The sequence below is a fragment of the Nonlabens sp. Ci31 genome (genome assembly GCF_012974865.1).
Taxonomy (GTDB): domain Bacteria; phylum Bacteroidota; class Bacteroidia; order Flavobacteriales; family Flavobacteriaceae; genus Nonlabens.
In genome coordinates, this window is sequence record NZ_CP043633.1 from 928,561 (window position 1) to 952,831 (window position 24,271).

Sequence of the window (24,271 nt, forward strand, 5' to 3'; positions counted from 1 at the left end):
CGCTTTCGCGAAAGCGTCCCTAAACAACCTATTAAATATAGTGCCTCCACAAAGTATAGATCATCTCTTTAAAGCAAAGTGCCCACCAAAACTTTTAGGAGTTCCGTTCTCTTCATATTCTACTTTAAACCAATAATCTGAAGATGCTAATGGCTGCCCATTATAAGTCCCGTCCCACCCTATTCCTGTTGGATCGACTTGCTTTAATAATTTTCCATGACGGTCAAAAATATAAATAGTCGCACTCGGTACTTCATTGAGGCCTATAATATTCCAAGTATCGTGATAACCATCATTATTAGGTGTAAAATATAGTGGATATCCGACAACGTTCAACGGGATTTCTACACTTGCACAACCTTCTAAATCCTGAATTACTACTATATGTGGTCCTGATGATACATCGTTAAAACTTCCATTATACTGCCATGGTCCATCATCAAGTCTAAATATATACTGAGATGCAGGTCCGGTAGCAAATGCCTCTATTCTTTGCCTTTCATCAAAAAATCGAGTGGTTACTTGCGCTCCAAAATCATCTGGAGGGCCTAGTTCTCGAACCTCCGCAGTTTGCGAACTATTACAGCCAGTTACTTGGTTAGTAGCAGTGACTGTATAAACACCTACTGATGTCGCTGTCAATGCAGCACTGCTTTCTCCATTTATAATGTTGCCGTCTAATTCCCAAGTAAAACTCCAACCTATAGGATTAAGACCTGTGTCTAAAAGAGGTGGAGAGTCGGCAGTATTTAAAATGCCGCCAGCATTATTGAGGCATAAATAATACAAATCAAACAATTGAGGTACGGGAACTTCATTGACAATAATATCTAAGCTTGTAGTGTTAAAACAGCCTGTACTATTTTCCACTCTTACATAAATCGTTTGTGGTGTAGTCGTATTATCAAAGCTGGTTGGATTACTTATGTCATTATTGCCGTTATCAGCATCGGCTTGCGAATTATGATAAGTAACAGTGATACCTGTGGTTTGCCCGTTTAGAATGTCAGCTTCATTAACTGTAAGGTTAAAGGCTTCTGTTAAATCTCCTGTATTACTATCATCACAGGATATAATAGAAGGTGGCCTGACCGCTTGAGGGGCCTCTTTCACTTCTAAATTAAGCGTTGTTGAACTCACACAGCCTGTTAAATTATCCTCAACAATTACAAAAACTGTTTGTGGATTGACAGTGTTTATATAAAGACTGCTCAGCTCATTCATTCTACTAACAGCATCTGATGGTGTCCCATAATAAAATGGGGTCACGCCAGACGCGCCTCCTGTGATTTCATTGTTTCTAGACGCTAAGTCAAATTCGGTAAATCCATCAATTGTAGCATCATCACATAAATCATATACGAGGGGCGGCGTAATTACAGGTGCATCATTTACAATGATATCAAATGCAGGAGCCGTATTAAAACAACCTGTATTGTTATCCTCTAGTCTTACAAAAATGGTCTCTGGGTTAGCTGTATTGCTATAAGCTGAGGGATTCAAAATAACTGCAGTAGCATTATCAGCATTGCTTTGCGAGGTGTAATAACTTATGCTTATACCTGTAAAATCTTGTGTTCCCATAATATCATTTTCTACTAGAGTAAGATCAAAAGTAGCTGTTCCATCGCCTGTAGTATCATCTTCACATAATATCAAGTCACTAATCGATTGAGCAGCTTCGGGTTCCACATTAACTACTATGTTGATACTAGTCGTATCAAAACAGCCGGTATCATTTGTAGCTACTACTCTCGCATAAATTGTTTCTGGTGAAATGGTATTTGTAAACGTTGGGCCGAGTGGATTTATATCGGCATCGGCATCGGCCTGTGTGGCATAATAGCTTATAGTTACAGTTCCTGGTGTGTACCCTGGTCCTACTAAAGAATCAAAATCTGCCAATGTTACTGTAGTAATTCCATCAGTATCGTCGTCACAACCTACAATATCCTGCACTGGCGCTGCAAACACATCATCTACTATCAATTGAAATGGGTAAATAACCTCACAGCCAAAGAGATTATCTTCTACACTCACAAATAAGGTTTGTGGATTACTAACACCTTGGTAATTAGAGGCAGTAGGCACTGCATTTGTCCCATTTTGAGCATCCATTTGAGACTCATAAAAAGTAACTGTATAGTCTGCTACATTCAATGAATCTAGCAAAACGCTTTGTATAATAGTTAAATCAAAAGAACCTATTCCACTAGGATCACAAGAAATCGCATCTGGCGGACTAGCATCTGGCAAGTCCACAAATTCTATACGCACACTTGAATTTGCAATACAACCATTAGAAAACGTAATTTCAACGGTGTAAAAACCATCTTCTGTAACATCCAGAGTAGCTCCAGTTTGTCCGGGAATAACAATTCCCGATTCTTTCCAGATATAAGAAATAGTAGTCCCTGGCAACAATGACAATGATGCATCTAAAGTATAAACATCACCAAAACAAAGCGGGTTACCACGACTAATGATTCTACTTCCACCTAAATCTACACTTATATCAAAACTACCTCCTTCAATAAATACAGCAGAGTCATATTCAGAGTCACTAGCGTCAGCAATCACCAGTTTAATATTATAACTGCGATTGGGAACGACAACACTTGTGGCTGTTAAGACTGTAGTCTGCCCATTAAATTCAATAGGGCTTGTAGCCGCTGCAAATCCGAGGTTAGGTTCTCCAAATCCGTTATTACCTAAATTATATTGTTCAAAGAAATTGGGATTCACAGGGGCACAAACTGCTGGTGGTGGATCTCGCACTGTGATCACTTGAACGGGCAAATTACTCCCTGGAATAGTTGCCAGATTGGTAACCGCTCCAGTCACACTATCGGTCAAAATAAAGGCAAATGCATCTGCAAATTGACATTCAAAATTCCCATTATATTCTTCACTGGCAAAAAGGTAATCGAAAGATATAAAACTTGCAGTAGGCACAAAATCAAAAGAAATCCATGTGGCGTCTACTGAAATTAAAGGAGATCCAGCGGCCGCCATAACACTTTCCAAATCATTATCGTTTCCAGAAAAAAGATTATCACTTCGGTCACCAAATGAATTAGGTCCATTAGCATTTAATGCATTACCCGTTGATAAAATGATACCATCATTTAAAGGAAATGATGACCCATTACCTTGAAAATAAGCAATTCCATTTCCATTTACTCCAACACCAGTTCGGGATTGAATATTTGTAATAGGCGTACATCCACCTTCAAACAAGACACCATCAATAAGCTGATCTACGGTAAAAGTAGTATTATCAGTAGTTATCTGTGTCAAACCTATTTGCCCAAGCATCAAAGCAAAAAAACCTAGTATATACTTACTCCTGAATTGCGCTTTCATCTATTTAAAAATATTCATTTGCTGTTTGACCTTTTTTCGATCATTCTTTTTTTAATTTCATCATGTTAAGTAAAACCTTTATGGGCCTTACTTCATTTATCAAACATTTTACCAAATAAAACCCCCACACAATCTAGGGGCATTTAACTATGCACATTAACCAACCGATAATCAATGGTGGTTGATTAGTTTCTTTAAAAGCTTCTTTAGTCAGGCTATCTCATTCTTCCTTAAGGAATTTAGTCGAGTATCAAATATAATAAGTAAACCTTACCTATCTAAGTAATCTATAAGGTTTGAAATGATAATTCTGACAAGACGTTCCTGCCTGCCGGCAAGCATGGCTAAAAAGCGGTAAAATAAAAAGGACAACTATAAAGCTGTCCTTTTAAAAGATATTTTAAGTTGGCTTCTACAAGTTTACCGCAGGACAGTTACAACTCCATCTGTCTTTTTTACACAAAAAGTCAATCCCTAATGTAATCTGATGGAAGCCACCATTTGCAAATTGTATATCACCGAACTGGTAACTGTAATTATAACCAAAAGTAAATTCCTTATACTTGATTCCAAAAATAGGAGACAGAAGCGACAAATTTTGCTCTTGTACGTTATCTCCATCAAGATACTCAGCTCCATCAAAACTCTGACGATAAGAAAGTCCCATGTACAGGACGCTATCGTCATTTAGATCGTAATAAGCTTTTGCGTTGACATCCATAAACTGCTCTGCTGTGCGATCCGTACGCTGGTATAACACAGATGGCTCAAATTGCCAGTCGTTATTACGTGGAGCAAATAGATATCCCAATGTGGCTATGTAACGACGTTGGTTAGCACTTTCAAAACCTTCTGAATAGATCTCACGGTTTTGAAAAATAGCATTCTTAACTGTAAAATGTGCGTAGAATTCTTTGTAGAAATAAGACATTCCTATATCTACATTAAAGTAAGAATCACTTCTAAGAACTCCTGTAATGATAGGATCAAAATCAGTCAGATCAAAGTCAGACTCATCAAGCCTGCTTTGCACCATACCCACGTTCATACCAAAAGAAAGGCGGTTTAAATCTTCAAAGCCACCACCTACTTGCAGGTGATAGGCATAGGAAAGATAAGCACCCGTCTGTGAGTGGTAACCGTTTTTATCGTTGAATAATATGGCTCCTATACCGCTATTCTCCCCTACACCAGTGTTAAAACTTAGTGTTTGCAGGTTTGGGGCGTCTGCTTGATCAAACCACTGCTGCCTCACCGTACCTCTAACTTTACCACAAGCTGCTGCTCCTGCCATAGAAGGGTGGAGTAGATAATAATTATCCATTAAGTAATCTAAATAAACTGGAACACCTTCTTGTGCAATGGTTAGCTGGCCACTAAAAACGACAGCTAATAAAATGAATAGTTTCTTCATGTTTAGGTTTATGTAACTTCTTAACGCAAAAAGCCTTAAAAATGTTTTATCAATTGTGTTTCTTTGATTGATGTAATAAAATGAAACAAAATAAATTGTTTGGGCGCATTTTAAAAACCAAGCTTTATTTCGGTACACCGTTAAAGAATACCAAAGGTTTCAAATATATAAATTTTTGGTATAGGATATGGATTAATACGAATTATGTTGAGGCTCCTATGGGTTAATAATAGATTTAATTCAAAACCAGTCCTGTTATCGATTAATGAATACCATTTATAGTAATTATCAATGGCATGTATCATGATATATCATCCTTGCTAGGCTTATCTTTGTAACATATTCTAATAACCATGGAAAATCATCAAATTAAAGTAGTTCCTACGAGTAATGAAGCAATCATTAAATTTGAAAGCAATCATTTTCTAGTAAAAAATCACAGTTACGAGTTTAAAAACATAGATGACGCAAAGTCTTCTCCTCTTGCGCAGCAGTTGTTTTATCTGCCTTTTGTGAAAACGGTTTATATCGCACAAAATTTTATAGCAATAGAACGTTATGATATTGTTTCTTGGGAAGATGTACAAACCGAAGTTTCAGAACAAATAGAAAACTACCTAAATAGCGGAGAACTCCTAGTAAAAACGGACGAAGAGAAAAAGAAAGTGCCGGTAACTGTTTACGCTGAAGCAACACCCAATCCTAATGCCATGAAGTTTGTGGCCAATAAAAAACTTACTGTAAACAGTAAAGAGTTTAAAAGCATCAATGATACAGAGGTTGACACACTCGCCAGAAATCTGTATACCTTCCCTTTTATTAAAGAACTATATGTAGATGAAAACTATATATCTATTCAAAAACACGACGTTATATCATGGGATGAAGTAACCCATGAAGTGCGTTCCTTTATAAGAGAGTCTTTAGAAAGCGGTTCTTCAATAGGGGAAACAAAGCATGAAAGCGCCGCGATTGTTAAGGAAAAAGGAGAGTCTGTGGACTTACCTAAATTTGAGAATCTAGACGATATTTCTAAAAAAATAGTTGAAATTCTAGACGAATACATCAAACCAGCGGTCGCCAGCGACGGTGGTAACATTGTTTTTGAGGGTTATGAAGAAAGTAATGGTGAAGTACGTGTTATTCTCCAAGGAGCCTGCAGCGGTTGCCCTTCTTCTACAATGACCTTACGCAATGGCATTGAAACCATGCTTAAAGAGATGATTCCTGGTAAGATAGAACGAGTAGTTGCCTTGAACGGTTAAAAATTGTATCTTTTATTCCTCATATTTATAACAATACAATCATGGCGGTTTTAAAAGTAATAGAAGTACTAGCAAACAGCGAGAGCAGCTGGGAAGATGCAACTAAAAAAGCTGTTGAGCATGCTTCTAAAAGTGTACAAAATATACGATCAGTTTACATCAATGAGCAAAGTGCTCAAGTGAAAGAGGGTAAGATTTCTGAATATCGTGTCAACGTAAAAATCACTTTTGAGGTAAAGTAATTTCTTTGGCAAGATATTAGACGAATTATCAATTCTTCCATAAATCAACTCTTTATGAAAAATTATACACTTATATTTTTATCCATATTTATTTGTTCCTCAGTGTTTGCTCAACGTGACTTTTCCTTTTATCGAGATAATGGCAATACTCTAGAGACTAATTTCTATAAAAAGCTATCCACAAATGTAAAAAACAATCGAGGTAATTATACTGGTAGTCCTTTTCTAGAGGAAACTCTTGAACTAGGTACACTGATTTTAAATGGTGGTGATGCTCAAGTTTTCTTCATGAGGTATAATGTTTTAGAACAGCGCATAGAATTTAGTGATACTAATGATGTAGAGACTTTGAAAATGTTGCCTAAGGAAGATAACATTCTTATTCAACTACGGGGAAAAACATACCAGTATCTCCACCTAGGAAATTTACCTACCGGATATTATGAAATCGCTAAGACATTTGATGAAGATAGACTCTTGTTAGTTCAGCATAAGAAAATTATTTATGAAGTAGAACGAAGAAACTCTTATAATTCTTCCCAAAAATCGCAAATTAAAAGCAGTGAAAAGATGTACTTCCTCGATAATAAAGATGCTATCGAAATTGAAAATCACAAAAAGCACAGTGTAAAAGCCTTTCCTAAGTCTACTCAGTCTGTATTAAAAACTTACATCAAAGAAAATAAGATTAAGTTTAACGACGATTACAAAGGCTTGATTGCCTTGCTTAACAAGTATATGACTTTATAATAATCCCTTTATCCCGCCTTAAATTCTTTAAGGTAAAAAGGCTCGAAATAAGCGACATCTACAATGTCGCTTTTTTTATGCTTTTCTAAAGCAAGGTCGCACAAAGTTGTTGCGGTAGGGTTTGAGGTAATGTACGTATGCTGTTCTTCTTGAATCAGCTCTCTAAATTTTTCTATTCCAGTACCTATAAATGTTAGTTTTCCGCTTTCGCGAAAGCGAGAAAAACTTTCTTTTTCTAATACTACCGCAGACACTTCTTGAACTATTTCTTCATCTTCAAAAACGGCAGCATACACTTCCATTCTTCGCGCATCTAACATAGGGACTGTAATACCAGAGGAGGTATTTTGCTTGCTCAAAGATTCTAGTGTACTTATGGCAATCATGGGGATATCAAGAGCATAACACAATCCTTTAACCGAGGCGACTCCTATACGCAATCCGGTATAAGAACCTGGCCCTTCACTTACAGCAATAGCATTAAGATCTTTGGTGGAGAAGTTATTGCGCGACAGAATCTCCTCTATATAAAGATGCAAACGTTCTCCATGACTATACCCGTCACTGTTATCTTCTAGTACGTCCAGACAATTGAGAATTCCGTAGTTATTTTGAAAAGCTCCATTCTCTGTTGCCAGAGCTACAGAACAGTTCGTAGAGGTTGTTTCTATACATAAAATTAAAGACATGACTAAGCTTCTTTGTCTTCTTCAGAAGAGGTTGATCTAGCGTCTTTATCTGTTTTTGTACTTACCGCTTTTCCTGATTTCAAAGTCTTTGTAACTGTTCTATAAGGTCCAGTAATTACTTTTTCTCCTTTTTCAAGGCCAGTGAGTACCACTATATTTTTATCATCTTGGATACCTGTAGTGACCACTCTTAATTTGGCTTTACCGTTTTGTTCCAGATAAACACATTCCAACTTTTGATCGCTTGTAGATAGTTCTCTAGAGTTGTTTTTACTTTCTATAGTATCGTTTTTAATAACGATAGAGCTTATGGGAACTGCAATCACATCTTTCTTTTCTCTTGTAATGATATCTACCGTTGCGGTCATTCCAGGTTTAAAAGGGCTGTAGTTTTCACTTTTACCTTCTAAAAGTTTTTTATAGCTATCTGGTAAGATTCTTACTTTTACTTTAAAGTTAGTCACTTGATCTGCACTTAGCGCTCCAGTAGCGGTGTTGGCAATTTCGGTTACTACTCCTTGAAATTTTCTTTTTAAGTACGCATCTACTTCAACAATGGCTTTATCACCAACTTCTATCTTAACGATATCATTCTCATTCACATCTACCTCAACTTCCATTTGAGAAAGGTCTGCAACACGCAGCAATTCTGTTCCTGCCATTTGTTGAGTTCCGACCACTCGCTCTCCTAACTCGACTGCAAGCAAGGAAATTGTTCCTGTCATAGGAGCAAAAATACTGGTACGACCTAAATTATCTGTAGCTTCATTTACAGTAGCTCCTGCACTTCGAACTGAAAAATAAGCAGAACGTTCTGCAGCTTTTGCTCTTTGATAAGCAGCAGTAGAAGCATCAAATTCTGATTGCGAGATCACTCCTTTTTCAAAGAGTTGAGAAGCGCGTTGGTAATTTGCTTTTGCCTCTACAAGACTTGCTTTTGCTTGTTCAAAACCCGCTTTAGTATTAGCAAGTCCAGCTCTCGATCTGTTTACGCTAGATTGTAATAAATCTGGGTTGATTTTAGCAAGAAGGTCTCCTTTCTGAACCGCTTGGCCTTCTCTTATAGGTAATTCAATAATCTCACCTGGCACTTCTGGAGATATGCTAACCTCTACTTCTGGTTTGATTTTTCCTGTGGCACTCACCGTTTCTGTAACATCCATCGTGGTGACTTCCATCACCTCTACTAATATGCCTTCGTCGCTATTAGCAGCAACCATTTTATACCCAAAATAGCCTAGTACAGCAACAGCTATTAGTATTACTATAATAATTATTGCTTTCTTCATGATTGATTGATTTATAACCTTAATTCGTTAACTGGTATACCGAAATACAGTTCCAATACTTTTAAATTAAATATGTACTGGTATTTTGACTGGATCACTTGATTTTCTGCACTTACCACTTGTTGCCTACTTTGTTCAAAATCAAAGGCGTTGAGCAGTCCTACGTTATATCTTTCTTGGGAGTATTCAAAGGCTATTCTTCTAGCTTCGAGTGTTTTTAAGGCACTTGCATAAGCTACTTTAGAACCTTCAGCATCTGTGTAAGCTCTATAAACTAGCGCCTCTAAATCTAATTTGGCTTGTTGTTCTGCAAAATTTGCACGTTCTAAATTAATTTTTGCACGTTCTACTTGATTTCGTGTGTTAAACCCATTAAATACAGGAACATTAAGAGAGATCCCATAAGAGATCCCATCTAGGAGATATAACTGATCTGTAATTGCAAGTTCCGTATCTTCTTGGGCATTAGTATTATAATTAAGAAAACCAGTTACCGTAGGAGAATAACCTGATCTAGCGATTAAAAGGTCTTGGGTAGAAAGCTTTTTATTTATTTCGGCTATCTTGATCTCACTACGCGTATCCAAAGCATTGTTTACGACTAGTTCTACTTCCTTATCTAAAATACTAGTGACTGGTAACGAATAATCTACTTCTGCCACATCAAAATTCTCATAATCTTCCACCATGAGTAGTTGAGCTAAATTTAGTTTTGAAATAGCAAGACTATTCTGTGAGGTAATTATTTGTTGATTTTCACTCTCATAAGTAGCTTGGATTTCCAATAAATCGCCTCTAGGTAAAGATCCTGCTTCGACTAGATTTTGAGTTTGCTCGATTTGCGAGTTAGTAACTTCATGCTGTTTTAATAAAACTTGTAGGTTTTCCCTATTGAAAAGTACATTCAAAAAAGTATTGGCTACGTTAAGTGCTGTATTATCAATTAAATTTTGCAATCTATAGTCTGCTGCCTCAGCAGAAAGATTTGCGCGTTTATACTGTCTAAAACTTCTCAAGCCGTCGAAGAAGGTCACACCAGAGTTTGCTCCACCAGATAAGTTGGTCCTTTTATTATTTTCAAAACCAGAAACTGGATTAAATTGGAAACCCTGAGATACGGTTCTTCTTGCAGATAAGTTTAACGAAGGTAAAAAATTACCTAATGCATCTCTTTTTTCTATTACCGCAACCTCTTTATCTAATTCTCCATTATTTATGGAGATATTCTTGTCTAAAGCTTGTTGGATACACTCTTGTAAAGTCCACCCGTTATTCTGTTGCGCTTTCGCGAAAGCAAAACTAAAAAGAACAATACTGAAAATTATTAACTTCTTCATAATATGATTATGTCTATATGTAGATCTAATATGTGATTTGTTACAAAAAAAATTAACCTCCGAACCCGCCACGTCCTGCAGGGATTTTTAAGGCGTTCCAAACTTTGATGTTATCGCCTTTTTTTACTCCAGAAAGCACTTCCACATCGATACCGTTACTCAATCCCAATTCTATATCACGACGTTCAAATTGTTGATCGCCAGTTTCAACTTCTACAAAAGGCTTTTTAGTCTCTGGATCATACTGTACTAGTGCCTCTTTGATACTCCATACGTCATCTCTTCTATCGAGAATAATACTGGCATTTGCGCTCAATCCTGCTCTTATAAAAGTAGAATCTTGTGCCGCTTTAAGAGTTCCTTTAATAGCAAATTGAATAGCTCCATTCTCTGCAATTCCTTTTGGAGCTACATAATCTAAAATAGCGTCAAACTTTTTATTATCAAAAGCGCCTACGGTAATTTCTAGCGCAAGACCTTCTTTAATTTTCCCTACTTCACTTTCATCCACTTTTCCTTCAAAGATCATTTTATTGACATCTGCGATAATAGCGATGGAGGTACCTTCATTAAAGTTATTGGACTCAATAACTTGATTTCCTTCTTTTACAGGAACGTCCAGTACCATTCCAGAAACTGTTGCCCGTATGGATGTCTGCGCATAGTCTCCCAAGCCCGCGGTAGTTCCAGTTCTTATGATATCATAGTTTTGCTGTGAACCCCTTAAATTTACCTGCTCTTGCTTGTAACGTTGTAAAGCGTTGTTATAAGCATTTTGAGCTAAGTCAAAATCGTTTGCAGAAATCACTCCTTTATCAAAAAGGGATTTCTGTCTGTTATAAATAGCCTTTTGATTATCCAGCGCTAATTTTGCGGTTTCTACAGATGTTCTAGCTCCTGCGATATTATTTTTAGCACTAGTCAAAGAGGACACATTAGGGACTACTTTAATATCTGCAATAAGGTCTCCTGCTTTAACAAAATCACCTGCCTCGACATGGATTTTATCAATAACACCCGAGATATTAGGTTTGATACTAACCTCCTCTTTAGGCACAATGCTACCCGTTGCCACGGTCTCTTTGATAATAGTTTCCTTGGTAGGTTGCTCTGTGGTGTAGGTAATAGGATCTTCTCGATCTTTTTGCCAGATGTAATAAATCCCTGCTGATGCGAGCAGCAAAATTATAATAAGTGTGATGACGGTTCCTGTACGTTTCATTATGATTGCTTAGTTGTTATTCTGTTCTTAATGCATCTACTGGTTTCATAGTAGTTGCTCGTGATGCTGGTATAAATCCAGCGAGTAATCCTGAAAAGGTTAATATGATTAATGCGATGATGATGACAATAATATTTACTGATGGATTGGCAAAATTATCCATAGGACCGCTTTGGTCCAATACATAATTCATTACCCAAATTAGTCCTGCTGCAAAGGCAATTCCAGCGAGACCAGAAACCAAGGTTAGCACTATTGATTCTTGAAGAATTTGCGCTTTTATGTCCCACGGAGTTGCTCCTAGCGCACGGCGCACCCCTATTTCATTAGTGCGTTCTTTAACTACAATTAGCATGATATTACTGATTCCTATTCCCCCTGACAGCAGTACTAACGCCCCGACAAAGTAGCCTACAAAGGCAAGTATATTGAACAGGCCATTAAACTTTGCAAATTCCTCAGCAACATCATTATTTCCTATAGCTCTACTATCAGTAGGATGAACACTATGTTGCTCCTTCATAATATCTATAACCTGCTCTTTAATCGACGTGATACTAATACCATCATAGGCGGTTAGTGTCATCCATCTTACCTCATCGGCAGAGTTAAAAGCTTTTCCAAAAGTGGTAAAAGGAATAAAGATAGTATTTGCTTCTTCCTCGCTATCTCCATTGGTATTAGGATTATCAAAAACACCTACTACCTTAAAGTTGACCCCTTGAAGTGTGATATAAGTACCTATAGGTTCTTCACCTATATCATATAGTGATTTTACAACGTCTACACCTATTACGGCACTTTTCATTTCTTTCTGAATATCAGAATAGCTCAACCACCTCCCTTTTAGGATATCCATGTATTGTTGGTTGATGTATTCTGGATAATCCCCATTTACCTGAAAAGCGCCAGTTTTTTCATTACGAGTAACGTTGTTTGCCCCTCGATAACCACCTAATTGTTGTCTAGGAGACACATATTTTAAAGCAGGTAATTTTTGTTTAAGAGCTTCTACATCGGCTAGTTTAAATTGTATTCTGCGACCTTTATTCATTCCTTTATAAGGAATAGAAGTACTTTGTCCCCAAATGTACATCGTGTTGGTCGCTCTATTTGCAAATTGAACACTAACACCTGTTCTCAATCCATTAGTAAGAGCGAGTAATGCAACTAGGATAAAAATCCCCCAAAAAACTCCAAACGCTGTTAGTAAGGTCCTCAATCTATTTGCATTGAGCGCCTCTAATATTTCATTCCATCTATCTCTGTTAAACATATTACTCGTCTCTTAGTGCTTCAATAGGTTTGATATTTGCTGCTCGTCTTGCAGGTATAAATCCTGCGATTGCTCCAGATACTACAAGAATTATTACTGTGGTAATCGCAGTGGTAAAGTCAACTGTAGGGTTGTTAATGAAATCATTTTGAATATAAGGAGCTGCTATTTCAAGAAGTCCTACGCCTAAAAAAAGACCTATCAGTCCCGCAATACTAGTAATAAATATGGATTCTTGTAAAATCATCATAATGATCTCACTAGGCAATGCCCCTAATGCTTTTCTAATTCCTATTTCTTTAGTACGTTCTTTGACAACAATAAGCATGATATTACCCACCCCTACTACTCCAGCGATAATGGTTCCTAGGCCTATAAACCAAAACACTGCTTTGATGACGTCTATTAAATCAAAAAATGGCTTTGCTTGTTCTAAGGTATCCTCTACCCTTATGGCAACTCTATCATCTGGAGCTACTACAAATCTTGTTCTCAAATCTTGTTCTATAGATTGAGTCATTTGTGCACTTAACTTTGCTGTCTCATCAAAATTTCTTCCCATATTAACCGTATAGGCGATGCGATTGATATTTTCACCTTGATTAAAAACCTTCTGTGCTGTTGTAATTGGAATAAATAACCTAGACTCTTCTCTAGTTCCGCCTGGATCTGTGTAAACACCTACGACGGTAAAATTAATATTGCTATTTACAAGTATGATTTTTCCTATAGGGTCGCTATCAGGAAACAAATCTTCTTTCATTTGATAGCCTATAAGCGCTACTTTACGAGATTCTTCTATATCAGATGGACTTATAAAACGACCATGTGACAAGGCTGCATTTTCTATAAATTGTTGATCTGGAAAAACACCCTCTATTCGGTAACTTCCTTCTTTATCTTTATAATTGATCTGTCCCCCCCAAGTTCTGTAAAGACTTGTTTTATATTCTATTTGATCTTCGTACTTAGAATTGAGACTTTTATAATCTGCATTAGTCATTTGAAGTCTTCGACCTGGATTAAGACCTTTAAATTCTTTAGTAGTGGTTCGAGTACTTATTTGAATACGGTTGGTAGCGTCACTTGAGAACTGCTCTCTAACACCATTTGCTATTCCCGATGAAACACCTAAAAGAATCACTAAAATAAAGATTCCAGAAGCAACTGATAAGCTCGTTAAAAATGTGCGAAGTTTGTTCTTACGTATAGTTTCAAAGATCTCTTCCCATCGCTCTATATTAAACATATGATGAAGCTTTTACTTGATCTACCAAAGTATCATCTATGATCCTACCATCTTTAAGATTCACGATGCGCTTTGTCATTTGTGCAATGTCTGGCTCGTGAGTTACGACTAGTATAGTCCTTCCTTCTTCATTAATACCCTGTATAAGCTCCATTACCTCGTAAGAAGTTTTGGTATCTAGTGCTCCAGTAGGTTCATCGGCTAATAGGACTTTAGGATCACTAGCTAGTGCTCTTGCTATGGCCACACGTTGTTTCTGCCCACCCGATAATTGATTAGGTAAATGAGTAGCCCAATCTGCAAGACCTACTTTTTCTAAATAATGCATCGCTTTTTCATCGCGTTCTTTGCGACCTACCTTTTGGTAATAAAGTGGTAGCGCCACATTATCTATAGCTGACTTGTAATTGATCAAGTTAAACGACTGAAAAATAAAACCTAGAAACTTATTGCGGTATTGAGCTGCAATTTTTTCATTCAGATTTTTTATAGGAGTGTTATCTAGGGTGTAGGAACCGCTATCTGCTTCATCCAGCATTCCTAAAATATTTAGAAACGTAGATTTTCCAGAACCAGAAGAACCCATAATGGAAACCAACTCTCCTTCTTTAACAGAAAAATTGATGCCCTTTAAGACATGCAGAGACGAATTTCCCGTCTTGTAGGACTTATGTAAATCAGTTATTTCAATCATGGTTTGTGTTTATCAGGCCTGATTCAACAGACCCACTTAACAAGACCACAAATTTCCGCACTTGTTACATTAATTTTTACAAATAAATGTTAATTCATAACTAGTGGTATTTTTTAAATAAATTAGCGACTTTTGAAAAGCAACTAGGAGCCTTCTACCTCTGGTGCGTTTTTTTGAGTACTTCTGTAGATCAGGTAGATTATAGCTCCTCCTAGCAGGTATGGAAAGGCCATTAAATAGGTGATCCCATTGTTCAGACCTTCCGCTGCTGCGGTATCTCCAGAACTTTCTATAACGGCACGACACATGGCGCATTGCGCTTTCGCGAAAGCGGGAAAACTAAAGACAATCAATAATACAAATAACTTTTTCATACTTAAATATTAGTAGTAGGGCTGCATAAAAACATACACTAAAACACCAGAAATTGCTATATATAACCAAATAGGGAATGTCCAACCAGCAATTTTTTTATGTTTTTCAAATTTTTTATTCCAAGCAAAATACATGGTGTATAGTACCAATGGCAAAATGATAGCACAGAGAACTATGTGGCTCACTAGAATAAAAAGATACAAGTATCTCAATGGAGCATCAACGGGATAAGAAATAGGTTCGTTACTTATTTTTGAAATCACATAACTTACTAAAAAAAAAGCGCTTAAAACAAAGGCTGTTGTCATCACCCATCTATGTGCAATACGGTTTTGTTTTTTAATCAATAAATAACCTGTGATTAATAAGACGGCTGTCATCCCGTTAATCACAGCGTGAAGTAAGGGAAGTTGTCCAGATTCAACCCCTAAAAAGTTATATCGCACTGGCATAAACATTAATAGGATAACCACTAATGGCACTAACACAGAAATGACTATAATAATTGCGGGACCTCTTTTTTCTAACATATCTTACTTATTTAAAAGTGTTTCTGCATCTTCAATAATCTCCTTAATTTGATCTGGAATTTCATTCTCTTGAACACCGTTATAATGGTAGATCCAATTTTCATTTTGATCATCAATTCTCACCTTGCGGGAGCGTATGTAACCGTTTCTATCTACCAGAGCAAAATTACCGCTGTGCTCAAAACGTATGTTTTCATTGTCACTCTCACCTACATAAGCGTTAAATCCTTCCCGACTTAATTTATAAGTAGCGTCTTTATCTCCAGTAAGAAAATCCCAGTTGCTATTAGCATCGTATTTCTTTGCATACTCCTTTAAAACTTCTGGAGTGTCATGATCTGGATCTATAGTAATGGAAATAGTTCTGAAATCATTTTGAGATTTAAGAGCTTCACTGACCTTAGACATATTCATGCTCATAGGAGTACAAATGGTCGGACAAGTAGTAAAAAAGAAATCGATGACATACACTTTGCCTAACAAGTCTTTATTAGTAATTGTATCTCCTTTTTGATTGACAAATTGAAAATCAGGTACTTTATTAAATTTCTTCAAAAACTTATCTGCCACAGGTAAGCGATCTTCTGAACGATTGCTGTCCACGACTTTATCTTTATTGATATAATGAATAACGTTTGTTACTGCAAAGTATCCAAAAATAATAATGATAACCCCAAGACCTATATAATACGGAGTGTCTTTTTTCTTATTCATCTTTTTGAATTTTTTCGTCTCTATTTTTCTTAAATGCAAATCTATACTCTGCTAGTAGCACTCGCATATCGTCCATCATCCTTTTATTGAGGTTTGCTATCAAATAAGTGTCGTAACCGTAAACCATTCCGAGCTCTTCATCATCTGTACGACCCCTTAAATTTAATTTTTTATCTACCACAAATGCATGTTCTGATGAAAGATCATTGTTGAGTGTCAAATTAGACTTGAAAGAATAGAACAGGTTTTTGATAGCTTCATCACTACCTACCAGAAAATGCCAGTCGGCAAGATCTGTTGTTTCAGCCATTTGAGCTTTGATTTCTTCGATATCCTTTACACCTTCCTCTGGCAAAATACTGATCATTTGATACCCGTCAAATTGATGAAAATCTTTATAGATCTTTTCATTGATATTAGACACGTAACCTATGCGGTCATAAGGATGACTCCCTAAAAAAGTAATAATTGAAACACTATCCTTCAATCGAATACTATTCCCTTCTATGTTTTTAAAGGCCGATAACTCCGATACATTTTCTGTAACTATTGGTAACGTTTTAAAATGGTGTTCTCCATTTAAAAAAAACAGATAAGTAAGTAGTGGTAGTGCAAAAAGAATAAGCAATACACTTACAATAGCTGCTCTACTGGTTTTTTTGATTCCTTCTGCTTTGGGAAGATCTGACATAGTCTGAAGTGATGAATTATTTCAAAATGAGGTATAAAAAAAGACGGAAGAACCGTCCATTTTTATATGATATTGTAGTCGTCATTAAAAGTCTGAACTTACAGCAGCGTCTCTATACACTTCGTATATGTACTCCCCTTCTACCAGTAATATGGCTATTAAGTAAATAATAAGGAATACTGCTGTCCATACTACCGCTCTTCTTAAACCACTGGTCTCATCACGCATGTGCATGAAGTCCCATGTGATGTAATAGGCTTTCACTAGAGTTAGGATAATGAATATCCAGTTGAGAATCTTAAGCTTTAGAAAGGTTGCATTAAGTAGGTCAGGTTTGATATAACCCAAAGCTACTTCAACAATCGTTACCAAAGAAAGAAATATGAGGACTCCCCATATCTTTTGTGTGTTTGATTTGAACTTTACAAGACCTCTAAAGATCTCTAATTTATGTGCTGCGTGTCCGTCAGTATGTGCTGCGTGATCTGCCATTTTAATATCTTAAAAAATTATACGAGGTAAAAGAATGTAAATACAAATACCCAAACTAAATCTACAAAGTGCCAATAAAGACCTACTTTCTCTACCATTTCATAACTACCTCTTCTTTCATATGTTCCTAAAAGAACATTGAAGAAAACAAGTAAGTTAAACATCACACCTGAGAAAACGTGAAAACCGTGAAAACCTGTAATAAAGAAAAAGAAATCTGCAAAAAGCGGCGCTCCGTATTCATTTTCTGTGAGGTTTGCTCCTTCTACAACACCTACGCCATCTTTATTAAGTTTTACTAAAGCATCTGCTCTAGATAGAACAAGCTTTTCACTTCCACCAGTTTCTTCGTTTAAGATCAACTGTTGCGTTCTAATGGTCACATTAGGGTTTGCTTCAAAGCCCTTCTTAACTTCTTCAAAAGTATAGGTAGCGTTGTATTCACCAGAAGATTCAAACCAGACTCCTTGACTGTTGCCGTAAGGCGCTGCATCTCTTGGACCTACTTCTGCAAAGTCTTCAAGTGCTACTCTTTTACCAGTTTCAACATCTAAAAACTGAAGGATTTTTCCTCCTTTAGTTGTTACTGCACCGTATTCACCAGAAATAAAATTTTTCCACTCCCAGGCTTGTGAGCCCACGAATATCATACCGCCGATAACGGTAAGCAGCATGTAAAAAGCCACCTTTTTTTGTTTCATTTGGTGCCCTGCGTCTACGGCAAGCACCATAGTAACAGAAGATCCTATAAGTATAAAGGTCATCAGCGCTACGTAGAACATAGGTGCGTCAGTCCCATGTAGGAATGGGAAGTGATTGAACACCTCATCTGCAAGAGGCCATTCTTCAATAAATTTAAATCTCGAAAAACCGTAAGCAGCCAGAAAACCTGTGAAGGTAAGAGCATCCGAAAGGATGAAAAACCACATCATCATTTTTCCATAACTGACATTGAGTGGCTTCGTGCCTCCACCCCATTTGTCTTCTTCGGTACCCGTAGATACTACTGTTGAATCCATAACTTTAGATTAGTTGTAAGTTATTGCAAAAATAGGTTAAAAAATATCTTTAGCAAAAACTAAAAACAGAAGAAGAAAAATCCATAACACATCTACAAAATGCCAGAAAGTAGCTCCCAGTTCAAAACCTAACATATTATCTTTAGAATATTTTTTTGTAACGGCCTTAAAAGAAATGATTGTCAACGAGATAAGTCCAGCTAAGATGTGCGCCAAATGAGCCATCACCATTATGTAGATAAAAGAACCTGCTACGCTACTTCCCTTTCCTGTAAAGAAAATACCTGCGTCAGTTAAAGAACCAAAAGCCATAAATTGCATCACTACAAAGGTGGTTCCCAATAAAAAGGTCAGAAAAGTTAATAACGAAGCTCCTGAAAGGTTGTTGCTTTTTAAACTTTTCTTTGCGAGAAAAAGAGTCAGCGAACTCAACAAAATTACTCCTGTGCTGTAATAAAACTCTGTAGGAAGGTTAACTTCTACCCAATCTCTGCGGCTGCTACTGATAATGTAAGCACTTGTTAAGCCGGCAAACATCATCATTAAACTCATGATCGCAAACCACATCATCTGTTTTTTAGATCTTGCGATTTTTTCCTTGATAGGTAATTGCGTTATATCTGTCATTGTTATCTTAAAAATTTATCTACTACGTATATGATTTGGATGAGTGTGATGTAGCTCACACTAACCAACATTAATTTTTTAGCTACAGCATTGCTGCGCTCCTTAAAGAGCTTTACCGCATAATAAAGGAACCAGGCCCCAAGTAAGCCAACTAGTACAGCACTCCAAACAGTGATATACAAATCTCCTGTTACACCAAATACCGGCACTAGAGAAACCATGACCGTCCAGATGGTATACAAAATAATTTGTATCGCCGTCCCTTTATCTGCCGAGCCTGTAGGAAGCATTTTAAACCCTCCTGCTTTATAGTCGTCTTCTAGCATCCATCCTATCGCCCAGAAGTGAGGAAATTGCCAGAAAAACTGCAGCATAAATAAGGTTCCTGGCTCAATACCAAAGTTACCGCTAGCAGCAACCCAACCCAACATATAAGGAATCGCTCCTGGAAAGGCTCCTACAAAAACACACAAAGGCGTTCTGGTCTTTAAAGGCGTATAAACTGCCGCGTAAAGTAAAATACTCAATGCCCCAAAAAATGCTGTTGCAAAATTGATCAGATACAACATGTAAATACCGCTCAATGCCATGAGCAGTCCATAAATCCATGCGTTTTGTACAGATACTCTTCCTGTAGGTAGAGGTCTATTTTGAGTGCGTTTCATCAAGGCGTCCAGATCTTTTTCAATGATCTGATTAAAAACGTTGGAAGATCCTACTAGAAAATAACCTCCTACACAAAGCAATAAAACAGTCCACCAGTCATAAGTCGTGGCGCCTAAAAAGTAACCTGCAGCAGATGAAAAAACAACAACAACAGACAATCTTGGTTTGGTTATCTCGATGTAGTTTTTAAATACACTGGGTGATTTTTCTAATGTAGTTACTTCAGTCAAAAAGCTGTTTTTAAGGGAGTGCAAAGATACCTCACAACTACTTTGTTGCAAAGGTTTTAAAAAGCTTTCGTACCTATAGTTTATTTATAGTTTTGTTAAGACAGATAAATGTTTTGCTGCGGTTGATATAGCACTGGGTCAAAAGGTGACAGCAAGTCCACAAACAAAAAAAGAGAGCTCTTAAGACTCTCTTTGATTTTATTAAAATCCTAAACAAATTATCCCGCAACAAAATCTACAATCTTACCAAGCCTATTCTAAAATTTTTCCAAAGGAAAGGGCCTCATTGTGCTAGATTGCAGATTCTATTAAAATTGATAAAGAATTATCAGTTGGGTTTAATAACGAAATTCACAATTTTACCTGGCACCACTATAGATTTAATCATCGTCTTCCCTTCTAATTGCTCCTGCACTTTCTCATTAGCGAGCACCAATTTCTCCAACTCGTCTTTAGAAATGGCTACTGGCAAATCCAGCGTAAACTTCATCTTGCCATTGAACGAGATCGGATAGGTCTTGCTGCTCTCTACCAAATACTTTTCATCAAAAATCGGGAAAGGGGCTTCACTAATAGACTCTTTATGACCCAATAAAGACCATAATTCCTCGGCGATATGCGGTGCATATGGTGATACTAAAATAGCAAGTGGTTCTAATACTTCACGACTGTTGCATTTTTGAGTCGTCAATTCGTTAACAGCAATCATAAAACTACTCACACTCGTATTAAAAGAGAAGTTCTCAATATCTTCTTGAGTTTTCTTGATGGCTTTATGCAAGGTCTTCCTACTGCCTGGAGAAGCTTTATCATCGCTTACAGAAAAACCAGCATCGTTGTGATACAACTTCCAAAGTTTCTTTATAAACCCATAAACACCCGTAATTCCTGCTGTATTCCATGGCTTGGCCTGCTCTAACGGGCCTAAAAACATCTCGTACAACCTCAAGGTGTCTGCTCCGTACTGATTGCAGATATCATCTGGACTTACAACATTGTATTTAGACTTAGACATTTTTTCTACTTCTCCCGAAACTCTAAATGTTCCATTTTTTTCATCAATAAAAAGTGCATTCTGGAATTCTGGATATTTGTTTGAAAAATCACCTTTATTTAATTCAAAATCATCTACTACAGAAACATCGACTCTAACTTCATTATTTGTAAGCGTTAAAAGGCTAGGATGAATTAGATCTTCATTTATTTCACTGATGAAACTGCTTAATTCTTGAAAGTCATAATCATTGATCAATTCTTCGATAGTTGGAACGTAAAAATTTGTATCAGCAAATTTTTTATAACTGATAAATATTTTTGGCAGCTTTACAGCTAGAGTTTCAAAATAGTCAAGTTGATCTGAATCATAGGCGGATTTTGAAGTAAAGGCTATACGAGCTAAACTTAGTTGAACCACAAAATTACCTACACCAAGGATCATCCCTTGATTGATCATCTTTTTAAACGGCTCTTTTACCGTAACTTTTCCTAGGTCATGCAGCAACTTTACCCAAAACCTGCTGTACAACAAGTGTCCGGTCGCGTGCTCGCTTCCTCCTATATATAGATCTACGTTTTCCCAGTATTCTTGTGCTTCTTTTGAAAACATCTCGTTTTCATTGTTTGCATCCATGTACCTAAACATGTACCAAGAACTTCCTGCCCAGCCGGGCATGGTGTTGAGTTCTAGTGGGAATATATGTTGATCCCATCCTAAATCCTTCCCTGAGGGAAGGACTTCATCTTCATTTTTAAAGAACTCTGGTCTTTGTTTTATTACTTCTGAGATTTTCAAAACAACACCTTTTGTGTCATTTATTACCTCTTCATTTGTAAATCTGATGACTTTATATCCAAATTTTTGCTCCAATTTTAAAGTTCGTTGGTCATCTTTATCGACTTGAAAATCGTGATACTTACCATCCAGCTCAACAATCAACTTACGTGAAAGACATACAAAATCTGGAATAAATTCATCAATAGGATGCTGTTGTCTAAATTTAAAACCTGTCTTTTTACCTTTTAACTCTTTCCAAAGCACAGCTTCTGCTTCGGTTGGATTTTTACGCATTTCTTGTGCAAGCTGTAATAAAGTGGATGCGATTTCTGGTTTTGCCGTAAAATAACGTGGAGCTGCATTGCTCTCCCTTCTTAAATCCTTACCTGAGGGAAGGACTTTGCTTCTGCCTTCAGAAAAACTTGTTTTTTCTGAAATTCCCTTCCCTTCGGGAAGGGTTAGGGATGGGTTGGCTACCACACAATTATTCTTCTCATCCCAAAACCATTTTTGTGCACGACCCAAGGGCGGCGCTCCATCTTCCGTTGGTAAATATTCATCCACTTCTGGTAAAACAATAGGCAAGTGCTTGCGGTCTATCATTTGTGGTAATCCGTCTTTATAATACACTGGGAAAGGCTCGCCCCAATACCGCTGTCTAGAGAATACGGCGTCGCGCAATCGGTAATTGGTCTTGCCTTTTCCAGCCCCTATTTCTTCCAATTTTTCAATCGCCGCAGCCATGGCCCCAGATGTATAACTCATTCCGTTTAAGAAATCACTGTTACAAATAGGTGTTTTATCTTTAGGTGTGTAGGCTTCTTCGGCAATATCTATACCGTCAAAAATATTTTTGATCACAGGCATTCCTTCTTGACCAGCAAAATAGTTGGCAAACGCATGGTCGCGCTCATCTCCACAGGGAACCGCCATTACTGCTCCAGTTCCATAACCTGCCAGTACGTAATCTCCTATCCAGACGGGTACCACCTCTCCACTTAATGGGTGGGTTGCATAAGCACCGGTAAATACACCACTTATGGTCTTCACATCTGCCATGCGTTCTCTTTCTGAACGTGCTGCTGTTGCTTTTTTATAAGTTTCTATCGCCTGTTTTTGTGCAGGTGTTGTAATAACATCCACTAGTTCATGTTCTGGTGCTAGTGTCATAAAGGTTACTCCATATATGGTATCTGGTCGGGTGGTGAAAACGGAAATTTTTAGCCTCTCCTCGGTCCTCTTCAAAAGAGAGAAAGACGGATTGTGCTCAGCTTCTAACTTGAAGTCAACCATTGCACCGACAGATCTACCTATCCAGTTGCGTTGTATTTCTTTAATGGATTCTGACCAGTCCAGTCCGTCTAGATCGTTCAATAAACGTTCTGCAAAGGCACTGATGCGCATCATCCACTGTCGCATTTTTTTGCGCACCACAGGATGCCCGCCACGTTCAGAAACACCATTGACAATTTCGTCATTTGCCAGTACGGTTCCCAGTGCTGGACACCAGTTGACTTCTGTATTGGCAAGAAAAGTTAATCGGTAATCGAGTAATAGCTCTTGTTGCTCTTTATCCGTAAACGCATGCCACTCTGCAGCTGTGAACTCTCTCAAATCCTCGTCTGTAGCAGCGTTAATGTTGTTGGTTCCGCTTTCGCGAAAGCGAGATTCCAACTCACTTATCAACCTAGCTTTATCGGCGTCTTTATCATACCAACTGTCAAAAAGCAAGATAAAAATCTCCTGAGTGTATTTATAATAATCTGGCGACGAAGTTCTTACTTCTCGATCCCAATCAAAGCTAAAACCAATGCGGTCCATCTGACGGCGGTAACCAGCGATCTTATTTCCAGATTTATCTATTCCTCCTTCAATGTTAGTTCTTGTGGTTTCGGCAGGATGTTGACCGGTTTGAATTGCATACTGCTCTGCAGGCAACCCAAAACTGTCATAACCCATGGGATGCAAGACATTAAAACCAGTATGACGCTTGTACCTGGACACGATATCACTAGCGATATAACCCAATGGATGACCCACATGTAACCCAGCACCACTAGGGTAAGGAAACATATCAAGTGCATAAAATTTAGGCTTATCTGAATTATTGATTGCTTTAAATGTCTTATGAATCGCCCAATGCTTTTGCCATTTTGCTTCTATTGCTTTGTGATCGTAGAGTAACATAGTTTCTTCTTCTAAGGCGCAAAAATACTAAAGCGCAGGCTATTTGTGGTTGTTAATATGCTTGTAGTACAGGAAAAGGCTTTTGGAAAGTTCCTTATATAAGCTACCTGTCCATTAATAATAAGTGGATCAAGGCTCAGCCAAAAGTCAAAAAGCCAGATGCGGTATTTCAA

21 protein-coding genes are annotated in these 24,271 nt (G+C 37.4%); 3 read left to right on the forward strand and 18 right to left on the reverse strand.

Translation table 11 applies throughout. The annotated features are described in order from the left end of the window. Positions 1-60: 60 nt before the first annotated feature. Both F0365_RS04190 and F0365_RS04195 read right to left on the reverse strand, forming a co-directional pair. On the reverse strand, positions 61-3,366 hold the full coding sequence (locus F0365_RS04190; RefSeq protein WP_169932542.1) for a T9SS type B sorting domain-containing protein: 3,306 nt from the start codon (positions 3,364-3,366) through the stop codon (positions 61-63). Positions 3,367-3,778: 412 nt separating this feature from the next. Next, positions 3,779-4,780: a type IX secretion system membrane protein PorP/SprF gene (locus F0365_RS04195; protein WP_169932543.1), complete on the reverse strand. Its 1,002-nt coding sequence runs from the start codon at positions 4,778-4,780 to the stop codon at positions 3,779-3,781. 353 nt (positions 4,781-5,133) lie between these two features. Between F0365_RS04195 and F0365_RS04200 the strand changes: the two genes are divergently transcribed. Genes F0365_RS04200 through F0365_RS04210 form a run of 3 tightly spaced genes read left to right on the forward strand, consistent with a single transcriptional unit; the run spans position 5,134 to position 7,037 of the window. Continuing rightward, positions 5,134-6,045: a NifU family protein gene (locus F0365_RS04200; RefSeq protein WP_169932544.1), complete on the forward strand. Its 912-nt coding sequence runs from the start codon at positions 5,134-5,136 to the stop codon at positions 6,043-6,045. Positions 6,046-6,086: 41 nt separating this feature from the next. Continuing rightward, positions 6,087-6,287, forward strand: coding sequence for a dodecin family protein (locus tag F0365_RS04205; protein WP_169932545.1), 201 nt, complete (start codon positions 6,087-6,089; stop codon positions 6,285-6,287). Between the two features lie 54 nt (positions 6,288-6,341). Then, a complete protein-coding gene (locus F0365_RS04210; protein WP_169932546.1) occupies positions 6,342-7,037 on the forward strand; it encodes a hypothetical protein in 696 nt (231 codons plus the stop codon). Between the two features lie 8 nt (positions 7,038-7,045). Here the strand turns inward: F0365_RS04210 and tsaB are convergent, their stop codons facing one another. The 16 genes from tsaB to F0365_RS16505 all read right to left on the reverse strand — a co-directional run bounded on the left by tsaB (position 7,046) and on the right by F0365_RS16505 (position 24,098). Continuing rightward, on the reverse strand, positions 7,046-7,726 hold the full coding sequence (gene tsaB / locus F0365_RS04215; RefSeq protein ID WP_169932547.1) for a tRNA (adenosine(37)-N6)-threonylcarbamoyltransferase complex dimerization subunit type 1 TsaB: 681 nt from the start codon (positions 7,724-7,726) through the stop codon (positions 7,046-7,048). Positions 7,727-7,728: 2 nt separating this feature from the next. Then, positions 7,729-9,015 (reverse strand): efflux RND transporter periplasmic adaptor subunit, encoded by a 1,287-nt coding sequence (locus F0365_RS04220; RefSeq protein ID WP_169932548.1) that lies wholly within the window; start codon positions 9,013-9,015, stop codon positions 7,729-7,731. An 11-nt stretch (positions 9,016-9,026) separates the two neighbouring features. Beyond that, a complete protein-coding gene (locus F0365_RS04225; RefSeq protein ID WP_169932549.1) occupies positions 9,027-10,352 on the reverse strand; it encodes a TolC family protein in 1,326 nt (441 codons plus the stop codon). A 52-nt stretch (positions 10,353-10,404) separates the two neighbouring features. Further along, entirely contained in the window at positions 10,405-11,574 is a 1,170-nt protein-coding gene (locus F0365_RS04230) for an efflux RND transporter periplasmic adaptor subunit (RefSeq protein WP_169932550.1), read from the reverse strand. 16 nt (positions 11,575-11,590) lie between these two features. Beyond that, on the reverse strand, positions 11,591-12,850 hold the full coding sequence (locus F0365_RS04235; RefSeq protein ID WP_169932551.1) for an ABC transporter permease: 1,260 nt from the start codon (positions 12,848-12,850) through the stop codon (positions 11,591-11,593). 1 nt (position 12,851) lies between these two features. Then, complete coding sequence (locus F0365_RS04240; protein ID WP_169932552.1) at positions 12,852-14,099, reverse strand: ABC transporter permease; 1,248 nt, start codon at positions 14,097-14,099, stop codon at positions 12,852-12,854. Then, positions 14,092-14,793, reverse strand: coding sequence for an ABC transporter ATP-binding protein (locus tag F0365_RS04245; RefSeq protein ID WP_169932553.1), 702 nt, complete (start codon positions 14,791-14,793; stop codon positions 14,092-14,094). Before F0365_RS04245 ends, F0365_RS04240 begins: the two co-directional genes overlap by 8 nt. A 143-nt stretch (positions 14,794-14,936) precedes the next feature. Continuing rightward, complete coding sequence (locus tag F0365_RS04250; protein ID WP_169932554.1) at positions 14,937-15,167, reverse strand: hypothetical protein; 231 nt, start codon at positions 15,165-15,167, stop codon at positions 14,937-14,939. 9 nt (positions 15,168-15,176) lie between these two features. Further along, on the reverse strand, positions 15,177-15,698 hold the full coding sequence (locus F0365_RS04255) for a DUF420 domain-containing protein (RefSeq protein WP_169932555.1): 522 nt from the start codon (positions 15,696-15,698) through the stop codon (positions 15,177-15,179). A 3-nt stretch (positions 15,699-15,701) separates the two neighbouring features. Beyond that, on the reverse strand, positions 15,702-16,412 hold the full coding sequence (locus tag F0365_RS04260) for an SCO family protein (RefSeq protein WP_169932556.1): 711 nt from the start codon (positions 16,410-16,412) through the stop codon (positions 15,702-15,704). Beyond that, on the reverse strand, positions 16,405-17,103 hold the full coding sequence (locus tag F0365_RS04265; RefSeq protein ID WP_169932557.1) for a membrane or secreted protein: 699 nt from the start codon (positions 17,101-17,103) through the stop codon (positions 16,405-16,407). Before F0365_RS04265 ends, F0365_RS04260 begins: the two co-directional genes overlap by 8 nt. 84 nt (positions 17,104-17,187) lie before the next feature. Next, the gene (locus tag F0365_RS04270; RefSeq protein ID WP_169932558.1) at positions 17,188-17,595 is read right to left on the reverse strand and encodes a cytochrome C oxidase subunit IV family protein; all 408 of its coding nucleotides are present in this window, start codon (positions 17,593-17,595) and stop codon (positions 17,188-17,190) included. A 17-nt stretch (positions 17,596-17,612) separates the two neighbouring features. Next, positions 17,613-18,614 (reverse strand): cytochrome c oxidase subunit 3, encoded by a 1,002-nt coding sequence (locus F0365_RS04275; RefSeq protein ID WP_169932559.1) that lies wholly within the window; start codon positions 18,612-18,614, stop codon positions 17,613-17,615. 36 nt (positions 18,615-18,650) lie between these two features. Next, the gene (locus F0365_RS04280; RefSeq protein ID WP_240961885.1) at positions 18,651-19,241 is read right to left on the reverse strand and encodes a heme-copper oxidase subunit III; all 591 of its coding nucleotides are present in this window, start codon (positions 19,239-19,241) and stop codon (positions 18,651-18,653) included. Between the two features lie 2 nt (positions 19,242-19,243). Beyond that, on the reverse strand, positions 19,244-20,137 hold the full coding sequence (gene cyoE, locus F0365_RS04285; protein WP_169932560.1) for a heme o synthase: 894 nt from the start codon (positions 20,135-20,137) through the stop codon (positions 19,244-19,246). A 328-nt stretch (positions 20,138-20,465) separates the two neighbouring features. After that, positions 20,466-24,098, reverse strand: coding sequence for a leucine--tRNA ligase (locus F0365_RS16505; RefSeq protein WP_240961887.1), 3,633 nt, complete (start codon positions 24,096-24,098; stop codon positions 20,466-20,468). Positions 24,099-24,271: the final 173 nt, after the last annotated feature.